The following is a 22,221-nucleotide window of genomic DNA, read 5'->3' on the forward strand; positions in this document are numbered from 1 at the left end:
GCAACTTGTTTGCTTCTTGATCGTCAAGTACCTGCCAAGGTCTTCCGCTCAATGGTCAGATCAGGTCGTGGAATAACCAAACCTACCCTTCGTCTAGAATCAATTTTGAATCGAGCGGATTATTGACCAATATATTGAACTGGTTTCTATAGGCATTGTACGCCTTGAACATTTCTATAATGGATTCGGTGGCATCACGTCTTTCCAACGCTTGGGCACGTGCTTTCAGCAAAAACGTCCGCACGACTTTTTGGCGGCTTTTAACTTGTGCCCTGTTGAAGGTTTCTGGATACTCTGAAGCTGCCAATAGTTTTTCCTTTTCCAATAAATCGTCCAATGCCAAAATCAGGTCTTCATTATTTCTTGCCCGATAGAGAATATCAAAGCTTCTTGAAAAATTGCCAAATGCCTCCCATTGATCCAAAATGGCACTGGCTTTTGTATTGATTTCAATACGGGAGGGCATTCTTTGATGATTGAAAGTGCCCGAATCGGTCTGTTGCGCACTGGTCAAATCGCGCTTATCGTCCTTACAGGCCATAAGCGCCAAAAAAAGCAGTAAAATCACCCTAAATTTAAGCATAGGCGAATGTACAAATTTTAATAAAGGCATATCTTTATGCCCAACTGTTTCATATGGAAAAATCAATTCTCATTTTAGGTGCGTGCGGACAAATCGGTACCGAACTTACCCTTGAGCTACGAAGTAGATATGGAAATGAATGTGTAATCGCCAGTGATATTCGCCAAGGCGATGCCCAATTGATGGATTCGGGGCCTTTTGAACTGCTTGACGCAACCAATTATGAGGCCATTGAAGATGTGGTCATGCACTATGAAATAGAGGAAGTGTATCTCATGGCGGCCATGTTGAGTGCGACGGCAGAAAAATTTCCGATGCGGGCATGGAACCTCAATATGGGTTCGCTTTTCAATGTACTGAATTTAGGAAAAGAGCGAAAAATCGATAAGATATTCTGGCCTTCGAGCATAGCTGTTTTCGGTTCCAATAGCCCAAAAGAAAAAACTCCACAAAACACATTGATGGAACCCGCCACGGTATATGGCATCAGTAAACAGGCAGGCGAAAATTGGTGTGTATATTATTTCAAGAAATTTGGGGTCGATGTCAGAAGTGTACGCTACCCTGGTCTTATCAGTTGGAAAACCCTACCGGGAGGAGGCACGACCGACTATGCCGTAGAAATCTATCGAAAAGCTGCAGAACAGGGCAAGTATACCTGTTTTCTCAAAGAAGGCACCAAACTGCCCATGATGTACATGGATGATGCCATAAGGGCCACATTGCAACTTATGGATGCCGATGGTGATAAATTGACCATCCGCTCTTCCTATAATTTGGGCGCAATGAGTTTTGCCCCAGAAGAGATCGCTGAAAGCATCAAAAAGCATATTTCAGATTTTCAAATAACCTATCAGCCTGATTTCAGGCAAGAAATTGCTGATTCATGGCCCAGTAGCATTGATGATTCAAATGCCCGAAAAGATTGGAACTGGAATCCAGAATTCGATTTGGAAAAAACGACAGCTGAAATGCTGGAAAATCTGAGAAAGTAGTTGTACGATTACTCTTCTTCATCTTTTGGCGGCATCATATCGGGGTCAACGACAGCCTTCGGGTCATCATCTTCAAAATCAATGTAATCATCCTCATCGTAATTGGCCATTGTTCTTTCGAGCTTTGAACTGATCTTTACCAGATATTTTGTGTCATCGGTGAGTACCTCAACACACTCAACACGTTCACCCGCCGCATTTCTAAAGCTGATAATATCGTTGTCTCCATAGCCATCAGGGTACTCTTCGACCAGTAACTTCAGAACCTCTGGAGTCAGCTTTTTAAAATCGACAATGATTCTCTTGAGATTGTTCATTCAAATGCCAAATATTGATACTTAAAAATAGAACAAATTTCGAATCAATGCACGTGTCAAAATATTTTCATTGATTTCTTATATCAGACTTGCCACCGGTTTTTTCAAGTAATCGAATGTGCCGTATTTCAACCTGTTTATCAATAGGTTTAAGCATATCATAGATATTCAGGGCCACCAAACTGGCACCATGCACGGCCTCGACCTCTACCCCTGTTTTGTAAAAGGTCTTCACCGTGACCTTGATGATGATCTCCAGATCTTCAATGGCATATTCAACAGAAGCGAATTCAATCGGCAACGGATGGCAATCGGGCAACAATTCCGCTGTTTTCTTGATTCCCAAAAACCCAGCGGCCCTGCTCATTTCAAACACGTCGCCTTTGGGCACTTTTTTGTTTTCAATGGCTTTAACGGTTTCCACTGAACCAACTGTTACGATCGCCTGTGCAATAGCAGTTCTATGGGTATTTTGCTTATGTGTAATATCTACCATTTTCTAGGTGTTCACTTTCCATTGATAACTGTCATCTTCGAAAAGCTCCTTACCGAAAACCGGCACATGGGTTTTGATTTCCTCAACTATATGGTGCAGGGCCTCAAAAACTTCTTTTCTGTGGGGTGACGAAACAAACACAAACAAACAGATTTCGCCAACGGCAACCTTGCCCAAACTGTGGTAAATATGCATACAGGTCAAATCGAATTTTTCAAATGCCGCCTCTCTGATCTCATGAAATTTTTGGTTGGCCATACTTTCGTACGCTGTGTATTCGATGGCCGAAACGATTCTCCGATCAATTTCGTCGGCACGCACCTGTCCCAAAAAAATATCATGGGCACCTATCTGGGTCTTTGACTGGTGCTTGGCAATGGAGTTGGCAATAAAATCAGGGCCTATTGCTCCATCAACAAACACGTTTTTGATTTTCTTTTTCATTTAGGGAAAGTTTTCAACTAAGGTAATGAACTATTGTAAAACCTAATTTTTCAATGCGCCAAAAAACACTATTTTTGCCGTCCACAGGTTGGCCCCGTAGTTAAAGGGATAGAACGGAAGCCTGCCTGCGTACCGTAAAACAAAGGCCTCATAGTTCAAGGGATAGAATAGAAGCCTGCCTGCGTGCCGTAAAACAAAGGCCTCATAGTTCAAGGGATAGAATAGAAGTTTCCTAAACTTTAGATCCAGGTTCGAGTCCTGGTGAGGCCACTCCGGCAGGCAGGTTTCCTAAACTTTAGATCCAGGTTCGAGTCCTGGTGAGGCCACTTCGGCAGGCAGGTTTCCTAAACTTTAAATGCAAGTGATTCTTGCCGGGGCCACTCTCTTAGCTACAGCCTTTTCCCTTCCATTTTTGATCATATGTCTTTCATGCAAATTGGGCGCTTCTTGGCAAATGCCATTGGGTTGCCAACAATGTTGTTTTTTACAACTCCCCCTTTTTGACTTTGATAGGTAAACGAACCCTAGAAAGTTCTCCATAATGCCAACCCCTATAATTCCACACTAAAAATTATGTCTTGATTTATAGGGCGAGTCTTATACGGTATATGGCAACGCTACATTTGTTTCGCAAAATGGGTGACAGCCCTGTTCACCACCAAACAACGAAACAAATGAAGTGTCAATTTCGCTCTTTACTCTTTTGGGTCTTTGGTATCGCCATATCGATGCACACCCCATCGTATTGCCAAGAACTGGACTTGCAATCTTATATCGAATTGGTAAAAAAAGACAATATCGATTTGAAACAAAGTGCAAAACAGGTGCTCATAGCAAGGGAAGAAACCAAGATTGCCAAATCAGCACTACTGCCAGACGTAAATGTCAATGGGTTTTATCAACGTGACTTCAATAGAAATTTTCTCTTTATCAACGATTTTGATGGAAGTACGACACGGTTAAGAACCAACTTCAACAACAGTGTAAGTGCCAATGCCGCGCTGAACCAGACCCTTTTCGATCCCGCCATTTTTTCTGCTGCGAAAATTGCGAAGCTTGCTGAGGAAATCAGCGGGCTACATGACGAACACCTTCACAATGAGCTTATTGTACAGGCTTCCTCTTTGTATTGGCAGGCCATTTTTACCAAAGCAAGTGTCACCGTACTTGTTGAGAATTCGACCTTGGCAGAAGAGCAATTGGCCCAAATCAAGAAGCTGCACGGCAAGGGCACGGTAAGTGATTTACAGGTACAACAAGCCGAGGTCTTCTATAAAAAAACACTCCCCCCGCTTAAAAATGCCAAAAATCAATTTGGAAAATTGATGAACGACCTTAAAGTATTGGCCAACATACCCCTTACCGAACGTATTGTTCTCACCGATGATCTCGAAACCACGGACCTCAACAATGTCATCTATACCGATGAGGCAGATCTAGAGGGGCAGCCGAAGCTCAAAACCTTAAAAAAAGAGGTCGAGATCGCCGATAGGCAAATCAACCTCAATAAGAAATTTTGGTACCCCAAATTGAATCTGACCGCAGCATATAATTATGATGCCCTGGCCAATGATTTCAAATTCAGTGACAATGAAAACAAATTGTTCCTTGTGCAGCTGGGGGTCAGTGTACCCATTTTCTCAGGGGGTAGCAACAGGGCCAAAATTGCCAAGGCTTCCATTGAAAGGGAAACGGCAGAACTCGACCTTGTCAAAACGAAACAACATTTGCTCAATCAACTTCGAGCGGCCGAAAACAATTATAACAGTGCCATGGCCAATATTGAAACATATAGGCAGACCATATTGTTGAATGAGAGCGAACTGGAAATTTTCAAAAAGCAACTAAGCCTAGGTGTCGTCACCACCGTCGAATTCAAGGAAAGTCGATTGCGGCTCACGCAATCCAGATTAGAGCTGTTAAACTCATACCTGGATTTACATATAGCACACCTTCAAATTTTAAGGATCACGGGCCAAATAAACTAAATGCCATCCCAAAAAATAAAGTATCAAAAAATGAAGACAATAAAGCGTTTATCGATGTTAGCCATTTCGTGTTCCCTGTTTGTGGGCTGCTATTGGCCTGAAACCTCACAAGAAACCACTAGGGAAGAACCGATCAAGGTAAAGGCAATCACCCTAAAAAAGGAGCCATACAATGAAACAAAGGTCTATCATGGAGAACTGCAATTTTCCAAATCGGCGAGCTTTGTCGCACAACAGCCCGGAATAGTGACCAAGCTCAATGCCAGACCCGGTCAAAAAGTGCGACGGGGTGAGGTTGTTGCGGTATACCCACCATTAAACCACCAATTACAGATCGATCAGGCAAGGATAGAGCAGAACAAGATAGCCCAAGATTATACACGGCAACAAGAATTGTTTAAGGCTGGTGCCGTTTCAAAGGTATCTGTTGATACCTATAAAACCCAATTGGATGTTCTGGTCAAAACGACCCAGCAACTGCAAAATATGAACACCATTAGGGCACCTTTTTCAGGAATCATTACACAAGTGCCGGTCAAAATCGGTGAGGAAGTGGGCATGGGACAAGCCCTGTTCAGCATGGCGGAAACAGCTACCGTAGAGGTAAATTTTTACGTAACGCCACATGACATTGCCCATATCGCAATAGGGACAACAACCTATTTGACCCTCTCCCACAAAAAGATTGAAGGAAAAATCACAAAGACATCGATTCAAATGGATTCGAAACGAAAGGCATTTCTGGTTACCGCCTCATTTAAGAACGAAGGGGTATCCTTTACGGGCACCCACGTTGAAATTGAATTGGAAACCGGACCATCACTTTCGGGTATTTGGATTCCCGTGGAATCGTTAAAACAAATCGGAAACAGGCATTATGTATTCATTATCAAAGATGACAAGGCTATCGAAACCGACGTGAAAATAGGACAGCGAAACGAGACTTCCGTACAGATCACCGAAGGGCTGGAAGTAGGGCAGCGTTTGATCACCGCCGGTTCAGAAAAAGTGGAAAGAAATAGTCAGGTTTTAACCATTCAGTAAATAGAATAGTTATGAAAGTCACCAATTTCGCAGTCTCTAGGCCGGTAACCACATCAATGGTCTTTTTGGCGCTGTTGCTGTTCGGATTTATGTCGTATGTAAAACTACCGGTAAACCTGATGCCCGAGGTAAATCTTCCGGCCATGGTAATCGTTACGGACTATCCTGGAGCAACTCCCGGTGAAGTGGAGACCGAGATCACCAATCTACTTGAAAAAGAAGTGGCCACCATCAATGGGTTAAAACTCATGCAGTCTTACTCCATGCCCAATATGTCCATGATCATCGTTCAGTTTGAATTGGACAAAAACCAAGATAAGGCCATGGCCGAACTGCGCAACAAGATAGATCTGGTGGTTTCCTTTTTGCCCAAAGAGGCCAAATTGCCATTCGTTCGCAAACGATCCAAGCCCCTATTGGCCCCTTTTAGTATGAACAGTGGTTCTGTGGTCGATCTGATCATTACCGGAAATGTCGATGCCAACAAACTCTACCAGCTATCGAGACGGGAAATCAAGGACAAAATTTCGCGTATCGACGGGGTGACCAAAATTGAGTTCAACGGTGGAAAATTACGTGAAATTCATGTAGAGGTCGATAAGAACGGTCTATATGGTTTGGGCATGAACATTACAGCGGTCGCCACTCAATTAAAAGACAACAATGTAGATATGTCAGGAGGCGACATTGTAAGGGAAGACCGTGAATCTATCATAAAGACCGGGAGCAAATACAACTCTGTACAATCCGTCAAAAGCACCTACATCGCCACCCCTTATGGGGAAAAGAAGCTGACCGATTTTGCTGCGGTAAAAGACACCTTCCAACTCGCAAAAAAAGATGCTTTCTTTTACGATGGTATTGAAAAAAAGGAACTTAACAATATTGTGGGCATAAGCGTGCAGAAAAGCAGCACCGCAAATGCAGTGTCCATAGCCAAGGCGGTAAAGGAACTGGTCCCTGAAATTCAAAAAAACTTGCCTGAAGGGGTTACCCTGAGCTTGCCATTTGACTCTTCAGAATATATCGAAAGCTCGGTGAACGATGCCATGATGAACGTTATTCTCGGCATTATCGTCACGGGTCTGATCTTGTTTCTCTTTGTGAACAATATCAAGGCCACGGTAATCGTGAGCATCTCCATTCCCGTATCGCTCATTATCAATTTTTTGGCCATGAGGCTCTTTGATGGATCACTCAATATGCTGTCGTTGATGAGCTTTGCCGTAGCCATTGGCGCCTTGGTTTCCAACTCTATAGTGGTTTTGGAGAACATTCTTCGTCTCAAAAAAGAGGGTTTGCCCATAAAAGAGGCCTGCGTCACCGGTACCCAAGAAGTGTTTACGGCAGTATTGGCCTCGACAGGCACAAACTTGGTGGTGTTCTTGCCCATTGCATCCATGAACTCGATAGTCGGTGCATTTTTTAGGGAATACGCCCTGACCATTTCATTCGCGACCATTTTTTCACTTCTGGTCTCCATTACCTTAACCCCGATGCTCGCCTCGATTCTATTGAAGAACGATCCAAAACCCTCTAAATTCTCCAATTGGATCATCAAATCATTTGACAGGCTACAAGAACTCTATGAAAAGTCATTGCGAAGGTTGATGTCAAGAAAACGCAACCCTATCATCTTGTTTGCCGTGATGTTCTTCTTCTTTATCATGAGCATGGGGTTGTTGGGGGAAATCGGATTTGAGTTCGAGCCAGAATCAGACAACGGCGATTTGTTTGTAGAGCTTGAAATGCAACCGGGCACCTCAATCGAGAAGAACAGGGAATTGACCAAATTGGTCGAACAAAAGATCGCCACATATCCTGAAGTAAAGGCGGTATTGAGTATGTTGGGCAGTAAAAACTCCTTTACCACGGGCTCTAATTATACCAACATCTCACTGAAGCTCAACAAAAGTGTGGAACGCGAGCTGTCGAATGGCCAAATTGGCCAGAAACTACTAAATGACCTCAAAGAGATTCCTGAAATAAAACCTGTGGTGGCGACCACAAGTTCTGAAGAAAGTGGTGATCTGGGGTTCTCCTTAAAATCCAATGATGCCGCACAACTGTCCCGAGCAAATGATCAGGTCATGGACCTGTTGAAAGATGTGGAAGGTCTAATTTCATTTGAATCAAGTCTGCGAAATGGCCCACCCTTGCTTCAATTCAAGCCCAAGAAGCGTTTGTTGGCCGAATTGGGCATCTCGGTCAATGAACTGGCATTGGTCATTCGAAGTGCCATTACAGGTATCAAGGCGACGGTGATGAGTGAAAATGATGTGGAGTACAACATCAACATCAAGGTTCCCGTTTCCCAGGCCAACTCTGTCGAGGATATCAAGCAGCTCCCCCTTCACACCGCGACGGGCATGTTTACCGTGGGGCAGTTGGCCGAGGTGTCTTATGAAACCGCCCCTGCCCAAATACTCCATAAAGAAAAGTCAAAAACGGCAGAGTTCAGCGCTACATTGGCCCCCGGTTACATATTGGGAGATGTCAGGTCAACCATCGATTCAAAGCTTAACGAAATAAATCTGCCCTCTGGCGTAGATTTCCAATGGAGCGGCAACGTGGAGGAATTGGACAATACGGTGGCCGATATGACGATCACTTTTATATTGGCGCTGGTATTGATGTACATGTTGTTGGCCTCGCTCATGGAAAGTTTATGGCAGCCATTGGTCATTTTCACTACTGTTCCCATGGCGTTGATAGGGGTATTTGTGATCATGTATTTTGCCGGCACTACTATGAACATCATGTCTTTAATGGCCATCATTACCCTATTGGGCCTCGTGGTCAATGACGATATTTTGATCCACGACTATACTGAACAGTTGATGCACAAGAAAAAAATGGATATTCATAGTGCGACCATTCTTTCAGGAAAGACCAAAATGAAGGCCGTTATCATGACCACGGTCGCCATTATATTCGGTATGCTGCCCAATGCCATCGGTCTTGGGGATGCAGGAGCGGAATACAGAATACCCATGGCCATAGTCACCATTGGCGGAATGATCACCTCTACGGTGCTCACGCTGTATTTGATTCCCTCCCTGTTCTATGTCATTAGAAGTAGAAGGCAAAAAAAAGCAGATCATGAAACCCTCAAAAATTGAAATCGTAAAGTTCTCGGCCGTAATGATCGTTTTTTTGATAGGAATGGTCATTATGATCATCCATAAAGTGCAAAATACATGGATTTGGATCGGGTACATTAGCGTTTGGTGGTGGGCAGAAGTGAAAATAGCGAAGAACTTTCATCTAAAACTGTGGGTCTGGGTACTTATTTTGGCACTGATTCTGGCCATTGATGCCCTTGTGATTTTGTACTTCGTGTAATGATGGCAAGAGTGATCTATGTAAATCATCAAGGGAGCACTAGCGTCATCAAATCCATTTTTTATGCGCTATTCGTGCGGCTTAAGCAGTACGTAGCACAAAATCAATTCTATACAGAACGGGGTCAATGCCCCGTTTTTTTATGGCATTAAATGCTACATTTGCCCTATGGATGCTTTAAACATAGCCCCCTTATTAAGTCTCACCGTAGGGGTGTTTTTGTTTATTTTCATTTTATTCCGAAAATCGGGTCTGGGCAGGGATAAAAGGCTTCGCTATGTTTTGGCGGCACTGGTCTTTTATTTTGCATTTGTATCGTTTGACTACTACACTACCCTGAGCGAGCGTGGGAGCAATTGGTACTTTGGAATATCCTATATGTTCCATCATCTGGTAGGGTTTCTGTTCTATTACTTTATTGCCCTATTGATAAAATTGCCGGTAGCCTTTAAAAAATGGGTGTTCATCGTGAGCGGCATTACCCTGCTGAGATGGTTGTTCTTTTATCCCCTATTTGAATATGAAAATATAGATGAGTTCTTTACATTACTACAGACCTCAGAGTATGCCGAGTGGTTGTTCTTAGAATACCTCTTGGTCACCTTACTCAATATTTTCTTCTTCTTCTTGGCATTCTATCGGTTTAGAAAGGCGCCGATGGCATTGGTGCTTACCAAAGATGAAAAGCTCAAGTACAAATGGGCCAAATTGATACTGATCGCACTTGTTATTTTACAACTGGGCATGTTCATCAACCTTTTGGTAAACGGATATACCATGGACACCTATCAAATCTCCATGAAATTTGAATCGCTGTTGATCGCTATTTTCTTTTTCATTTTTGCCTATTCCATCATGCATTTTCCGGTATTTGCCTTTTCGGGCGACTTTGAAGATCTACCCGAAGAGACCAAAAAGAAATATGCAAAGTCTTCGTTGAAAGATTCGTCTGAACTCTTTGATCAAATAGGCGCCTTGGTAAGGGAAGAACAATTGTATCTGGATTTCGACTTGAAATTGAATACGTTATCTGAAAAGTTGGGAAGCTCCATCCATCATGTTTCGCAGGCAATCAATCAAAACTCGGGCATGAGTTTTCCTGATTTTATCAACGGTTTTCGAATTGAGGAAGCAAAAAAGCGACTGCTCATGCCAAAACCGGACACGATTTTTGCCATATCGCTCGATGTGGGGTTCAATAGTAAAGCGGCATTTTATACCGCCTTTAAAAAAGTGACCTCCCAAACCCCAACAGAATTTAAAAAGGCCTTCAAAAGTTAGCTCCAACAAAAATCACATCTATCGCAAAAGTGCCTTGCCTATGGTTTAAGGCATTTTTTATGTTCAGTATTATAGGGAGCGGCATTCTTGCAAATCGCGCAGGCTACTTTTGACCACAATTCACTAAAAGATAATAGTATGAAAGCTTTAAAAATAATGACTGCCTTGACGGTGGTATTGATGTCAATCACGAATTTGACCGCCCAAAACAATCCTTTGGCCGGAAAGTGGGAAGCGGAGTATGAAGAGAACAATGAGAAATCGTATGTAACCTATGAGTTCAGAAAAGAAAATGGAAAACTCACTTGTTATACCACCTACATCAAAGACGATAAAGGTCATGGTGAAAAACATGAATCATTGGCCATAAAAGACGTAACATTTGAAGGGGGAAAAGGCACGGGAACGTTCATATTTGCCCACGAGGGGAAAAACTATGAGGTCAGGGCCAAGCTTAAATTAAGCGATGGCAATACCTTGACCATAAGCTATTCGGCCTGGGGCTATTCAGATAGCGAAACTTGGAAACGGTTAAAATAGTTTTCAATGCTAAACGGACGGCAAATAGTCGACAAAGATAGAATCTGGAAAGGTATCAAAAAACGGCTCGATTCTGAAAGGGTGACCATACGGTCAGTGCTCTTGGAGTTCAAGTGGAAGCTTATCTTCATATTCTTTTTGATCTTGATAGAATCGGCTATCGAGCTGCTGATTCCTTTGTTCATTGGCTTTGCGATAGACAATGCCCTTGACGGAAGTTATACGGGTGCCATTCAGCTTGGTGTATTGGGTACGCTCATCATTCTGATCGGTGGGGGGCGCCGATTTTTCGATTCAAGAATCTATGCCAAGATATATCGAAGGCTGGGCAATGCAACGCTCTTGAGAATTGAAGAAAATCAGTCGTCGATCAAAACCGCAAGGTTGGGGATGATCAATGAGATTATCGAGTTTTTGGAAAATTCCCTTCCGGCGTTGATCTCCACTATTATTGGAATGGCAGGGGTGGTCATCATCATTGCGAGTCTTAATCTCAATGTATTTCTTGCAGGCCTTGTTGCCACATTTTTGGTCTTTCTCATTTATTTTTTGACCAGAAAAAGAACTACACATTTCAATAGCGTCTACAACAACGAGTTTGAAAAGCAAGTAGATATTATCACGACAAACGATGATACACTGTTGGCATCTCATCTAAAAAACATGATGAAATGGAATATTAAGCTATCTGACCTGGAAGTATTCAATTTTTCAATGTCATGGCTTGTCTTAATCGGGTTTTTGGTACTCTCCATAATTTTCTCGGCAAGCCTGGGCAATATGACATATGGAGCTTTGTTTTCGCTGATCATCTATGTTTTTCAATACATAGAAAGCGTAATCGCCTTACCAGCGTTTTACCAAAATTGGTTACGACTGAAAGAAATAAAGGAGCGGTTAGAAAAGCTGTGAGCATTCGAAGTGCATACCAAGCGTTGTCGAAGTGATCCTTGCCAGGGCCACGGGACGATTCTCAACGAGCGGCCTTTGGCGAGAAAATTTTATTGAGACTGCTTTTGGTCAGAGGTTTGTCAAAATATCCTGAAATCAGTGAATGTTGTTTTGCAATTGCCCTATCTTTTGAATTTACAAATGCAGACAGTACATAAATCTCAGGTTTTTTACGATCGCCGGTCAGCAGCTCGAGGTTCTCGATAAATGCCCATCCGTTCATATCGCCCATGACCAAATCTAGAAGAATGATATCAGGCAATTCTTCCTTTTCATCCAACAGATTGGCACAGACCCTTAATCCCTCTTCAGCACTCCCGCAAGCCACAATATTGAACTCCTTGTCGTACTGCTCAATACAATAACGGGTCGCAAATTGCGATACCAGATCATCGTCTATGATAAAAATCGTAGTCTGTTTCAAATACTAGAGTTTGGATGGAATGTATCATTCCACTTACAAAACTAACATCTTTCTAAAGACCTGTGAATCAAATTCGTTGTTTGTAAAGAATAAACCGCTCAATTGGGATAAACACGGCCAAAGGTGAAATTCTCTAGATATACCGCACAAAAATCAATGTGGTAAGCCCTTTTTCAAGTAACCGTAGGCAAAAGCCCCGAGCAATGCCCCAAAGATAACGATCAAAATTGGCCAATACCCTGCACCGGCCAATACGTACATCGGCCCCGGACATGCGCCGGCCAAAGCCCACCCTAGGCCAAAGAGGGTGCCACCAACTGCGTAACGAACAACCCCTTTCTCTTTGGGCATTATGATAATCTTTTCACCAAAAAACGATCTTACACCAGACTTTTTGACCCATTTGGTGAAAAGTACGCCCAATACCAAGGCCGAACCTATGATACCATACATATGTAGGGCGTCGAATTGAAACATTTCGTAAATACGAAACCAAGAAGCGGCTTCTGATTTGAACAAGACAATTCCGAAAAAAACACCGACCAAAAGAAATAATAAACTTTTCATGGCCTAAAAAATTAAGGGAAATAATACGTGTACCATTGCCAATCCGCCAGCAAAAAAACCGATTACGGCAATCAACGATGGCAATTGCAGATCACTCAAGCCCGAAATGGCATGGCCCGAGGTACAGCCTCCGGCATAACGGGCACCAAACCCCACCAAAAAACCACCTATAAGCAAAATGCCCCAAATCAAAGGTTCTGATAGCGCTTCGCCAGAAAAAAGTTCAGTAGGCAAATAGGCTTCACCAGCACTCTTGAAACCGAGCAGGTTCAATTTTTCAATACTAGTATCGCTTATGGCAACTTGGTGGTCAGATGATAGAAAATTAGCTCCGATAAAACCACCCAATACCGCTCCTACTACCACTAGCAGATTCCATCTCCGGGGTCGGGTATCTACCTTGAAATAATCGGCAAATTTTCCGGCACCGCTCAAAGAACAAAGGGTTTCGAGGTTTGATGACATACCAAAGCGTTTCCCCATCAGTATCAATAAGGCCATGGTCAATGCGATCAAAGGCCCAGAAACATACCAAGGCCAAGGGTTGTACAATGCTTCCATAGTTTTGTTTTTTACAAAAATGCACAAATAACCACAAGAAACATACCCTTGGCCCCAATCATTGGGCCCATACCTGACAAACAAGGTAAAAAGTCAGTCCTTTACTCCCAATTTCTTTAAAATATCTTCCATCAAGCACCATTTGGTGATGGACGATTGCAAGAGGTTGACCCCGACAAAAGCGGTGAACCATAACCAGTTTTGGTTTACATAGATGGCCAAAAGCAGGCTTATCAAAACAAAACTTCCGGCAATGGCGCGTATTACTCTATTTCTCATTAGTACAGATTATTCACGTTCATTAAATCGTTCTATGGGCATGCCGCTAACGTCAGAAACTTCTGTGGCCTTAAGATTTCCCAGTACTTTCTTGCGGTACTCCTCAACCGCATTGATCATGACTATTTTCACGGCTTATTCCTTAAAATTTTTGCGTTCCATCATATAATACACCAAGGGCACCACCAACAGGGTAAGTACGGTAGAGGCAATGGTACCGCCCATCAAAGAGATGGCCAAACCTTGAAAAATGGGATCGAACAAAATCACGAAGGCCCCAATGACCACCGTGCCCGCCGTCAACAGAATGGGGGTAGTTCTTACGGCACCGGCCTCTATGACCGCCTGTTTTAGGGCCGCCCCTTCGTTGACCCTAAGGTTGACAAAATCGATCAACAGCACCGAATTGCGAACCATGATCCCGGCCAGGGCAATCATACCAATAAATGAGGTAGCCGTAAAAAAGGCGCCCATTAGCCAATGACCCAGCACAATGCCCACCAACGACAAGGGTATGGCTGCCATCATAACCATGGGTGCCTTAAAGTTTTGGAACCAGCCCACGATTAACATATAGATGATGATGATGACCCCCAAAAAGGCAATGCCAAGGTCGCGGAAGACCTCTAGGGTAATCTGCCACTCCCCGTCCCACTTTACGGTAAAATCGTCTTGATATTGGGGCTGTTCCATATAGCGTTCGTTCATTTGGTGGCCCTGGGGCAGGGCAATTTCGTTGAGCTTGTCCGTCATTCCCAAAATGGCATAGACCGGACTTTCAAGCTCTCCGGCCATATCAGACATCACATAGACCACTCGCTTTTGGTTCTTGCGGTAAATACTCTTTGGCTTTATCCCTCTTTTCACCCGTACCAAATCACCTATGGGATAGAACTGTCCGCTTTGGGAGGTCACCTTAACCCCCAACAGGTCTTCCAAGCTGGAACGGTCTTTTTCTTCCGTCGTCAGTACCACCCCAATTTGATCATAGGCTTCGGTCTGGTACACATGGGCAACCGGGTTTTCTGAAAGCAGCATGTTCATGGTATGCACAATTTGCGTGGTGGTTACCCCATACAACATTGTTTTTTCCTTATCCACCACGAAATCGAATTGCTCTTGATCACTTTCCACCATCCAATCCACATCCACCACATCGGCGGTTTCGTTCAAGATGGTCTTTACCTTATCGGCCACTTTGATCTGTTCACCGTAATCTGGACCATAGACTTCAGCTACAATAGTGGACAATACCGGGGGACCAGGGGGCACTTCTACAATTTTCACATTGGCGTTATGCCGTTTGGCGATTTCCTGTATTGGGCCACGGAATTTTTTGGCAATGGCATGGCTTTGGGTACTGCGATCGTGCTTGTCAACCAAATTCACCTGAATATCGCCCATATTACTGCCTTGGCGCAAATCGTAGTGACGTACCAGTCCGTTAAAGGTAATGGGTGCCGATACTCCTATATAAGATTGATAATTGACCACTTCGCTTTGTTGTGACAGATAGGTGGCAATTTCTTTGGATACCACGGCCGTACGTTCCAAGGTGGTGCCCTCAGGCATGTCGATGACCACCTGAAATTCGTTCTTGTTGTCGAAAGGCAACATTTTTACAGCTACGGTCTTGGTAAAGAACAACGCTACCGAACCCAGCAACAACAACACCGTGATACCCAAGAACAGCCATCGTTTTTTACCATTTTCGATAAGCGGACGCTCAAAGCGATCGTACATTCGGTAGATAAAGGAATCTTGAATGGTCTTGGCCGCTTTTTTTCCCTGGCGCTTGTTTTCTTTTTCCCTTAAGAAAAGATATCCTAGGTAGGGTGTAATGGTAAGGGCCACAAAAAGGGACAGCAACATGGCTATGGAAGCCCCAATGGGCATGGGCGACATATACGGCCCCATTAGACCAGACACAAAGGCCATGGGCAGTACCGAAGCAATAACCGTTAAGGTGGCCAAAATGGTTGGATTGCCCACCTCATTGATTGCATAGAGGGCAGCATCTTTAAAGGGCAGATGCTTCATCTTAAAATGCCGGTGCATGTTCTCCGCAATGATAATGGAATCGTCAACTACGATTCCCGTAACGAACACCAAGGCAAAAAGAGTGATCCGGTTCAGGGTATAATCCAAGAGATAATAGCTCAAGAGCGTAAGTGCAAAGGTGATGGGCACGGAGAGGAAGACTACCAATCCACCTCGCCAACCCATGGCCAACATTACCACAAAGGTCACGGCAATAATGGCCCCGATCAGGTGCAATAACAGCTCTGAAACCTTTTGTGAAGCGGTTTCCCCATAGTTTCGGGTTACGGCCACCTGAACGCCATCGGTAAGCAAGGTTTTTTTAAGGTACTCCACTTTGTCCAAAACCATATCGGCAATTTTCATGGCATCGGCCCCTTTGCGCTTGGCAATGGAAATGGTCACTGCCGGATATTCCGAAGGATATTTTTCCATCTGTTCACCACTGGCCGCCCCATAACCGAAGGATACATATTTTTTGGGCAGTTCAGGGCCATCCAACACCCGGGCCACTTGCTTAAGGTACACCGGTTGGTCATTGTTGGTCCCTACCACCAATAGGTCCAAGTCGTTTTTGGTGCGAAGAAAATTTCCTGTGGTCACATGAAACTCGGTATCGTTGGCAGTAAAGCTGCCGGCATCCTTTTGGCTATGGTTAATCCTGATCATTTGGGCCACTCGCAAAAAGTCGAGTCCTAGTCCAGCTAAACGATCCTTGTCCATCACCACCCTGAATTGGCGGTCCCTGCCACCTATTTTTTTGGTGATGGATACATCGTTCACCTTTTCAATCTCATTGATCAGCTCGTCTGAAATTTGGCTCAGTTGGTAATCGTCGTACACCTCGCTCCAAACGGTAAGCCCCAACATGGGCACATCATCTATGGCCCGGGTCTTTACCAAGGGCATGGTCACGCCTTGGGGCATTTGGTCCATATGCTTGTTGATTTCGTCATACAAACGCACCAAGGAACGTTCAATATCCTCTCCCACATAAAACTGTACGATTACCATACCGGCTTCGTTCATGGAGGTGGAGTACACATATTCTACCCCTTTGATGTTAGAGATGATCTTCTCTAAGGGTTTGGTGATCCGCGATTCCACTTCGGTGGGATCTGCGCCGGGATAGCCCACAAAAATATCAGCCATGGGCACATCGATCTGCGGTTCTTCTTCACGGGGAATCAAAAATGAGCTATATACCCCGATGACCATAAACACGATCATTAATAGCACCGTCAATTTTGAGGTCAAAAACCCCTTTGCTATTTTTCCTGCTAGTCCTTCCTTCATGGCAACCACTTATTTGATGGTCAATTTGGCCCCGTTGTACAATTTGCCCTCAGCAGAAAGAATATAGGTTTCGCCAGCCACAAGACCGGAAAGGACCTCCACCTCTTCCCCAACGGTTTCACCCAATCGCAGCCATCGTAATATGGCGGTATCATTGGGGCCAAGGGTATAAATGCCGATAAGTTGGCCATGTTTCACCAGAGACGATTTGGGCACGCTTACCCTTGAACGCCCTAATGGTTCGCCTTCCACCTCAAAGGAAACGGTAGCGAACATACCGGATAGCAATTGCTCGGGCGGGTCGTTCAACGTCACTTTGGCGATATACTGCCCCCCTGAAAATTGGGCGGAGGGACTCAGCTCGGTGAGTTTTCCCCTAACCGTGGTATCCAAGGCCTTTACAAAAACCGAAGCTTGGGCCCCAACCTTTAGTTGATTGATCGACCCCTCGGCCACTTTGGCCTCTATTTCATAGGAACCTGGGGCCTCTAAGCTCACCAAGGGCATTCCTGGATTGGCCATGGCCCCTTCATCAATATGGGTGTTGGTGATCACACCACCAAAGGGTGCCCTGATATTGGCATAGACAAATTGCGCATCTACCTCTTTCCTCATTTGCTGTGCCGCCTGATAACGAGCCTTGGCCATTTCATAGCGGGAAGTCATGTCGTCCAATTCTTTTTGTGAGGCACTGTTCTGCCCAAATAGGTTCACAAAACGCTGATAGTCTTTTTCCGCATTCTGATAGGCCGCCTTTGCCTCAATAATCGAGGCATCTATCTGGGCCCTTTTGGCTTGCAGATCCGTATTCTTTATGGACAGTAAAAGTTGTCCCTTGTTCACCTTCTGGCCTACTTTAACGGGAATACGATCCACAAAGCCCATCATACGGGTACTTAGGGCAGCACTGTTGACCGCTGTTATCGGCCCACTCCCGGCATTGATATAGGCTTCAGTGGCCGTTCTTGCGCTGGCCACCTTTGCCGTTATGGGAGCTTGGGAAACTACTTGGGCAGCATCGCCTCCCCCACAGCCCATAAGCATTAGGCCAATTATGACCAAGGGCAAGCCCTTGTTAAGCAATGAAACTATTCTATTCATGGTCTTTATTATTCTTTGGTTAAAAATGATTGGTACGCCTTGGCGTAATTGTACTCGTATACGGTTTGGTAATAGGCCAATTCTTGTTGGACATACCGTGTTTCCGTCATCAACAGGTCTGTGGTTTTCTCCAAACCTTCCTTATACCGGTTAGTGCGTATCTGCAAGGTTTCCTCGGCCTGTTCCAACGCCAGTTCAGATGATGATAATTTGCTTTTGGCGTCGGCCAATAGGCGTTGGGCACGTTGCAGTTCCATAATACTCTTGGATCTGTATTCGGCCAACTGAAGTTCAGCCTTATCGGCCTCGGCCTTTCCTTTTTTGGTCTGTGCAAACCGCTGGGCCCCTTTAAAGATGTCCCAGCTTAGACTGGCGCCAAAAGTATAGCCCTCGGCATTGGTGCCAAAAACATCTTGATCGTAGAGCTCGTAGGAACCAAAAGCGTTCAAGCGTGGCAAAAAGGTCATTTTTTCGGCCCTATAGTTTGCCGTATGGGCCGCTGCCGCCTTTTGCATCGCCTTGATGTCTGCCCGGTTTTCCAAAGTTGCTGAACGTTCCTCCGTTTCGGTTGGGGTTGGCAGCAATTCGGCTTGGGGTTCATAGCCGGTACCAGGGTCGGCGTTCATCAAAAACCCTAGGTAGTCTGAGGCATTTTGCAAATTGCTCTTGGCCTGCCGTAGTTGATCGTTGACCTCCGAAGCCCTGACCTGGGCCATGAGCCAATCCGCTTTTTGAATGAGTCCCTGATCGTAATAATCCTTGGTCTGCTTTTTGTTGGCCTTGGCGGTTCGATCTGCCTTGGTGAGCACCGCGACCATCTTATAGGCCAATTGCAACTGCATATAGGCATTATGCGCCTCAAAATTGATGTACTCCTTGGTGCGCTTAAATTGCAGTTCCTTTGCCTCAAAAGTGGATTTGGCTGCCTTGCGCCTATAAAAACCATCCACATTGATCAGGGGTTGCTGAACGGAAACAATGGTGGCAAAGTTTTCAATGTTGTTGGGGTCATTGAGCAATTGCGGGTTAAAATCGGCCTGGGTAATCACCTCTTGGTTAAGCTTTGAACCGAAGGCGGTCAATGGGTTCGTAGTGGTAAAACCGGTATGGGAAATCGAAACATTGGGTAAAAACACCGCACTGCTCATCCCATAATCCGCCTTGGCGACATCTGCCTCCAGGCCGGAAATCCTTATATTGGTATTGGCCTCCTGCACCTTGGCCAACACCTCGTTCAACGAAATCAATCGATGTTCCTGGGCCACCGCCCCTTGCTGCAGCAAGGCACCCAAAAAGGCAATCGCTATTAACTTCTTCATGTTAAGATCACTATTTGCCCGTAAAATTAGAAGGGTGGCAAAAGCTGTGCAGTAACTTAGGTTACATTGACCATCGAGCCTTACGTAAAGGGCCATGCCCGAAACCCTTTTTAGGAAAAAACTGGAAAAAAAACACTTTGGCCCTGATCAGATTGAAATACTGGCATTGTTGAAAACTGCCGTTTCAAGACATAGCAGAACAGGGGTCCGGTCACCTTTTGTTACCGAACTGCAACACTGTTGGGAAAGTTTATTGTCACGATTTCTTACCGCTGTTCATCAAAGCCAATACGGCGACCACCAAAATGATAACGACCAAGGCAAAAACCCCGATCATTATGATACCGTTGTCCCAAGAAACCAGTGGCAATATTTGAAGTGCATTCATTGTCATCAGTTTTAGTATGCCAAATTTAAAATCACCCTATCATCCAAAATATGACAAATCTCAATTTTTGGGTTGCCCATTCTTTGTCAAAAAAAGCCACTCCGCAACAACGAAATGGCCTTTCTATCATCCAACCAATCAAAAACTAACTTTTGACCTTGCAAGTGCTTATACCAAACAATCGATAGAGCGGACAAAAACTAATAAAGGAAGTAATCACAAAAATACCTGCCAATGCCAATAGTACATATGCCAAAGTACCCTGCACTACCCCGGTAAAATATAAGACGCCCACTATAACGGCAACAATCAATCTAATGGTACGATCAAGTCCATTCATATTCTTTTTCATATCTATACATTTAACTATTCAACAACCGAAACCGCCACGGCCACCTATGCCGCTCAAATGGGGCAAACCAAAATCAGTTTATGCCATTTCTTCAGTCTCATTTTCAAATATAGCTACATTCTTACCTTACTTTTGGTAACCTTGGTTACACAATCTGCACATTTATTATCTTAGATTTGAATTGATTTGTGTACATGAAACGAAGGGACTTTTCGAAAAACCTGACATTGGCCGGAATGGCAAGCTTTCTTGGGGCACCAATCGTTTTTTCAAATAAACTGCCCGTTGGGTACATACCCTTAGGCCTACAAGACCCAGACCCTTTTAAACTATTCGATAAGGACAAAGAGATGGTCGTGCTCAACGACAAACCTTGGAATATCGAGGCAAAAGCCCATCTTTTGAACGATAAGGTAACGCCCAACAAGTATATGTTCATTCGTAACAACGGAAAGATTCCACAAGATATCGATGCTGCCAAATGGACATTAAAAATTGACGGGGAAGCCGTAAGCAATAAGAAAACATATACTTTGGCAGAACTGAAATCCAAATTTAAACATCACACCTATCAACTCACACTTGAATGTGGTGGAAATGGCCGCAGTGAATTTGACCCACCGGCAAAAGGGAACCAGTGGACGGTAGGTGCCGTCTCATGTGCCGAATGGACAGGGGTGCGTCTCAGGGATGTTCTCAAAGATGTCGGCATCACCAGCGACGCCGTTTATATCGGTTATCATGCGGCAGATACCCATCTCAGTGGCCATCCTACAAAAGAACCCATCTCCCGTGGTGTACCGATTCAAAAAGCGATGCAAGATGAAACGATCTTGGCCTTTCAGATGAATGGTGAAGATATTCCCTTGGTGCATGGCCATCCACTCAGGTTGGTATGTGGGGGATGGCCAGCCTCGGCTTCGGGCAAATGGGTAAATCGTTTGAGTGTTCGAGATCGTGTACACGACGGAGCCAAAATGGGTGGCACCTCGTATCGCGTGCCCTGCCATCCAGTGGCCCCAGGCAGCAAAATCGATGATGAAGATATGTGCATTATTGAATCGATGCCCGTAAAATCATTGATTACCTACCCGAAAAGTGGCGCCTTGCTCAAAACGGGAAAGCAGCTTCAGATCAATGGCCATGCATGGGCAGGCGAACTTGAGGTGTCAAAGATGGAATACTCAATAGATTTTGGCAGCACTTGGCACCCCTGTACGTTGCAAAAACCCGTCAACCGTTTGGCTTGGCAACATTTCAAGGCACTAGTGGAATTGCCCAAAAAGGGCTATTATGAAATTTGGGCCAAGGCAACCGATTCAAACGGTAAAAGTCAGCCAATGGTGTTACCGGGGTGGAATCCGAAAGGATATTTGAACAATGCCTGCCACCGCATTGCGGTCAAAGCGGTATGAGATGGGGAAAAGATTGAAAAAACAATTTGGCTCACTTGCAAAGGCCCTACTGGCCTTGGGTGCGTTAGTATTGTTGGCAATCATGTTTTTCTTTTTTATCGATACTTCTGACAACCTATCATCTGTGACAACATCAAAAGAAAAAATAGTTGAAATACCCGAAGAAGATTTCGATAAAATTGAAAATGGCATTCATGTGGCCACTGGTTTTGTGGAAGACGAGGGCATGCGTCTGGTCATTCAAAACTGTGTCGGTTGCCATTCGGCCAAATTGGTCACCCAAAACCGCTTGAGCGCTGAAGGTTGGCAAAGCACCATCAAATGGATGCAAGAAACCCAAAACCTATGGAGTCTTGGAGCGAATGAAGAAAAGATCATTGAGTACTTGGCCAAGAACTATGGCCCCGTTTCAAAGGGAAGACGAAAAAACCTGATCAATGCTGATTGGTATGAATTGAAATAACAATGATGGCCATTCTGAGCAAATTCCGATAA

The 22,221-nt window shown here is 44.4% G+C and carries 24 protein-coding genes and 1 tRNA gene; 11 read left to right on the top strand and 14 right to left on the bottom strand.

What is annotated here, in order from left to right:
• Nucleotides 1-82: 82 nt before the first annotated feature.
• A complete protein-coding gene (locus tag L0P89_RS05870) occupies nt 83-583 on the bottom strand; it encodes a hypothetical protein (protein WP_235267477.1) in 501 nt (166 codons plus the stop codon).
• Between the two features lie 53 nt (nt 584-636).
• On the opposite strand from L0P89_RS05870, the gene L0P89_RS05875 reads away from it, so the two are divergent.
• Nucleotides 637-1,578 carry an NAD-dependent epimerase/dehydratase family protein gene (locus L0P89_RS05875; RefSeq protein WP_235267478.1) on the top strand — a complete coding sequence of 314 codons (942 nt, stop codon included), beginning with the start codon at nt 637-639 and terminating at the stop codon, nt 1,576-1,578.
• Between the two features lie 8 nt (nt 1,579-1,586).
• On the opposite strand, the gene L0P89_RS05880 is transcribed toward L0P89_RS05875, so the two are convergent.
• From L0P89_RS05880 to L0P89_RS05890, 3 genes are all read right to left on the bottom strand, one after another.
• Nucleotides 1,587-1,895, bottom strand: a complete 309-nt coding sequence (locus tag L0P89_RS05880; protein WP_235267479.1) for a hypothetical protein — start codon at nt 1,893-1,895, stop codon at nt 1,587-1,589.
• Nucleotides 1,896-1,962: 67 nt separating this feature from the next.
• Nucleotides 1,963-2,391 carry a cyclic pyranopterin monophosphate synthase MoaC gene (gene moaC / locus L0P89_RS05885; protein ID WP_235267480.1) on the bottom strand — a complete coding sequence of 143 codons (429 nt, stop codon included), beginning with the start codon at nt 2,389-2,391 and terminating at the stop codon, nt 1,963-1,965.
• Between the two features lie 3 nt (nt 2,392-2,394).
• On the bottom strand, nt 2,395-2,835 hold the full coding sequence (locus L0P89_RS05890; protein ID WP_235267481.1) for a molybdenum cofactor biosynthesis protein MoaE: 441 nt from the start codon (nt 2,833-2,835) through the stop codon (nt 2,395-2,397).
• A 198-nt stretch (nt 2,836-3,033) separates the two neighbouring features.
• Here L0P89_RS05890 and L0P89_RS05895 point away from each other — a divergent pair.
• The 8 genes from L0P89_RS05895 to L0P89_RS05930 all read left to right on the top strand — a co-directional run bounded on the left by L0P89_RS05895 (nt 3,034) and on the right by L0P89_RS05930 (nt 11,945).
• Nucleotides 3,034-3,105 (top strand) — tRNA-Arg (locus tag L0P89_RS05895).
• Between the two features lie 404 nt (nt 3,106-3,509).
• Complete coding sequence (locus tag L0P89_RS05900; protein ID WP_235267482.1) at nt 3,510-4,823, top strand: TolC family protein; 1,314 nt, start codon at nt 3,510-3,512, stop codon at nt 4,821-4,823.
• A gap of 30 nt (nt 4,824-4,853) precedes the next feature.
• On the top strand, nt 4,854-5,867 hold the full coding sequence (locus L0P89_RS05905; RefSeq protein ID WP_235267483.1) for an efflux RND transporter periplasmic adaptor subunit: 1,014 nt from the start codon (nt 4,854-4,856) through the stop codon (nt 5,865-5,867).
• 11 nt (nt 5,868-5,878) lie between these two features.
• On the top strand, nt 5,879-8,989 hold the full coding sequence (locus L0P89_RS05910; RefSeq protein ID WP_235267484.1) for an efflux RND transporter permease subunit: 3,111 nt from the start codon (nt 5,879-5,881) through the stop codon (nt 8,987-8,989).
• Complete coding sequence (locus tag L0P89_RS05915; protein ID WP_235267485.1) at nt 8,970-9,212, top strand: hypothetical protein; 243 nt, start codon at nt 8,970-8,972, stop codon at nt 9,210-9,212. The genes L0P89_RS05910 and L0P89_RS05915 overlap by 20 nt, the downstream gene beginning before the upstream one ends.
• 168 nt (nt 9,213-9,380) lie before the next feature.
• Entirely contained in the window at nt 9,381-10,493 is a 1,113-nt protein-coding gene (locus L0P89_RS05920; protein WP_235267486.1) for a helix-turn-helix domain-containing protein, read from the top strand.
• Nucleotides 10,494-10,631: 138 nt separating this feature from the next.
• Nucleotides 10,632-11,033 carry a hypothetical protein gene (locus L0P89_RS05925; protein ID WP_235267487.1) on the top strand — a complete coding sequence of 134 codons (402 nt, stop codon included), beginning with the start codon at nt 10,632-10,634 and terminating at the stop codon, nt 11,031-11,033.
• Nucleotides 11,034-11,039: 6 nt separating this feature from the next.
• Nucleotides 11,040-11,945, top strand: a complete 906-nt coding sequence (locus L0P89_RS05930; protein ID WP_235267488.1) for an ABC transporter six-transmembrane domain-containing protein — start codon at nt 11,040-11,042, stop codon at nt 11,943-11,945.
• Nucleotides 11,946-12,006: 61 nt separating this feature from the next.
• Here the strand turns inward: L0P89_RS05930 and L0P89_RS05935 are convergent, their stop codons facing one another.
• The 10 genes from L0P89_RS05935 to L0P89_RS05970 form a co-directional block, all read right to left on the bottom strand.
• Nucleotides 12,007-12,408 (bottom strand): response regulator, encoded by a 402-nt coding sequence (locus tag L0P89_RS05935; protein WP_235267489.1) that lies wholly within the window; start codon nt 12,406-12,408, stop codon nt 12,007-12,009.
• Between the two features lie 153 nt (nt 12,409-12,561).
• Nucleotides 12,562-12,975 (bottom strand): DUF6691 family protein, encoded by a 414-nt coding sequence (locus tag L0P89_RS05940; RefSeq protein WP_235267490.1) that lies wholly within the window; start codon nt 12,973-12,975, stop codon nt 12,562-12,564.
• A 3-nt stretch (nt 12,976-12,978) separates the two neighbouring features.
• On the bottom strand, nt 12,979-13,536 hold the full coding sequence (locus L0P89_RS05945; protein WP_235267491.1) for a YeeE/YedE family protein: 558 nt from the start codon (nt 13,534-13,536) through the stop codon (nt 12,979-12,981).
• Nucleotides 13,537-13,629: 93 nt separating this feature from the next.
• Nucleotides 13,630-13,815, bottom strand: coding sequence for a DUF2892 domain-containing protein (locus L0P89_RS05950; RefSeq protein ID WP_235267492.1), 186 nt, complete (start codon nt 13,813-13,815; stop codon nt 13,630-13,632).
• Nucleotides 13,816-13,824: 9 nt separating this feature from the next.
• Complete coding sequence (locus L0P89_RS16960) at nt 13,825-13,947, bottom strand: hypothetical protein (protein ID WP_262911465.1); 123 nt, start codon at nt 13,945-13,947, stop codon at nt 13,825-13,827.
• A gap of 3 nt (nt 13,948-13,950) precedes the next feature.
• Complete coding sequence (locus L0P89_RS05955) at nt 13,951-17,151, bottom strand: efflux RND transporter permease subunit (RefSeq protein ID WP_235267493.1); 3,201 nt, start codon at nt 17,149-17,151, stop codon at nt 13,951-13,953.
• Between the two features lie 9 nt (nt 17,152-17,160).
• Nucleotides 17,161-18,252, bottom strand: a complete 1,092-nt coding sequence (locus L0P89_RS05960) for an efflux RND transporter periplasmic adaptor subunit (RefSeq protein ID WP_235267494.1) — start codon at nt 18,250-18,252, stop codon at nt 17,161-17,163.
• 8 nt (nt 18,253-18,260) lie between these two features.
• Complete coding sequence (locus L0P89_RS05965) at nt 18,261-19,571, bottom strand: TolC family protein (RefSeq protein ID WP_235267495.1); 1,311 nt, start codon at nt 19,569-19,571, stop codon at nt 18,261-18,263.
• 256 nt (nt 19,572-19,827) lie between these two features.
• On the bottom strand, nt 19,828-19,959 hold the full coding sequence (locus tag L0P89_RS16965; RefSeq protein ID WP_262911466.1) for a hypothetical protein: 132 nt from the start codon (nt 19,957-19,959) through the stop codon (nt 19,828-19,830).
• 145 nt (nt 19,960-20,104) lie between these two features.
• The gene (locus L0P89_RS05970; RefSeq protein WP_235267496.1) at nt 20,105-20,311 is read right to left on the bottom strand and encodes a DUF2892 domain-containing protein; all 207 of its coding nucleotides are present in this window, start codon (nt 20,309-20,311) and stop codon (nt 20,105-20,107) included.
• A 194-nt stretch (nt 20,312-20,505) separates the two neighbouring features.
• Between L0P89_RS05970 and L0P89_RS05975 the strand changes: the two genes are divergently transcribed.
• Both L0P89_RS05975 and L0P89_RS05980 read left to right on the top strand, forming a co-directional pair.
• Nucleotides 20,506-21,726, top strand: a complete 1,221-nt coding sequence (locus L0P89_RS05975) for a sulfite oxidase (protein ID WP_235267497.1) — start codon at nt 20,506-20,508, stop codon at nt 21,724-21,726.
• A 1-nt stretch (nt 21,727) separates the two neighbouring features.
• On the top strand, nt 21,728-22,189 hold the full coding sequence (locus L0P89_RS05980; protein ID WP_235267498.1) for a monoheme cytochrome C: 462 nt from the start codon (nt 21,728-21,730) through the stop codon (nt 22,187-22,189).
• The last annotated feature ends 32 nt before the right edge of the window (nt 22,190-22,221 follow it).

Source organism: Muricauda sp. SCSIO 65647 (assembly GCF_021534965.1).
Classification (GTDB): Bacteria; Bacteroidota; Bacteroidia; order Flavobacteriales; family Flavobacteriaceae; genus Flagellimonas_A.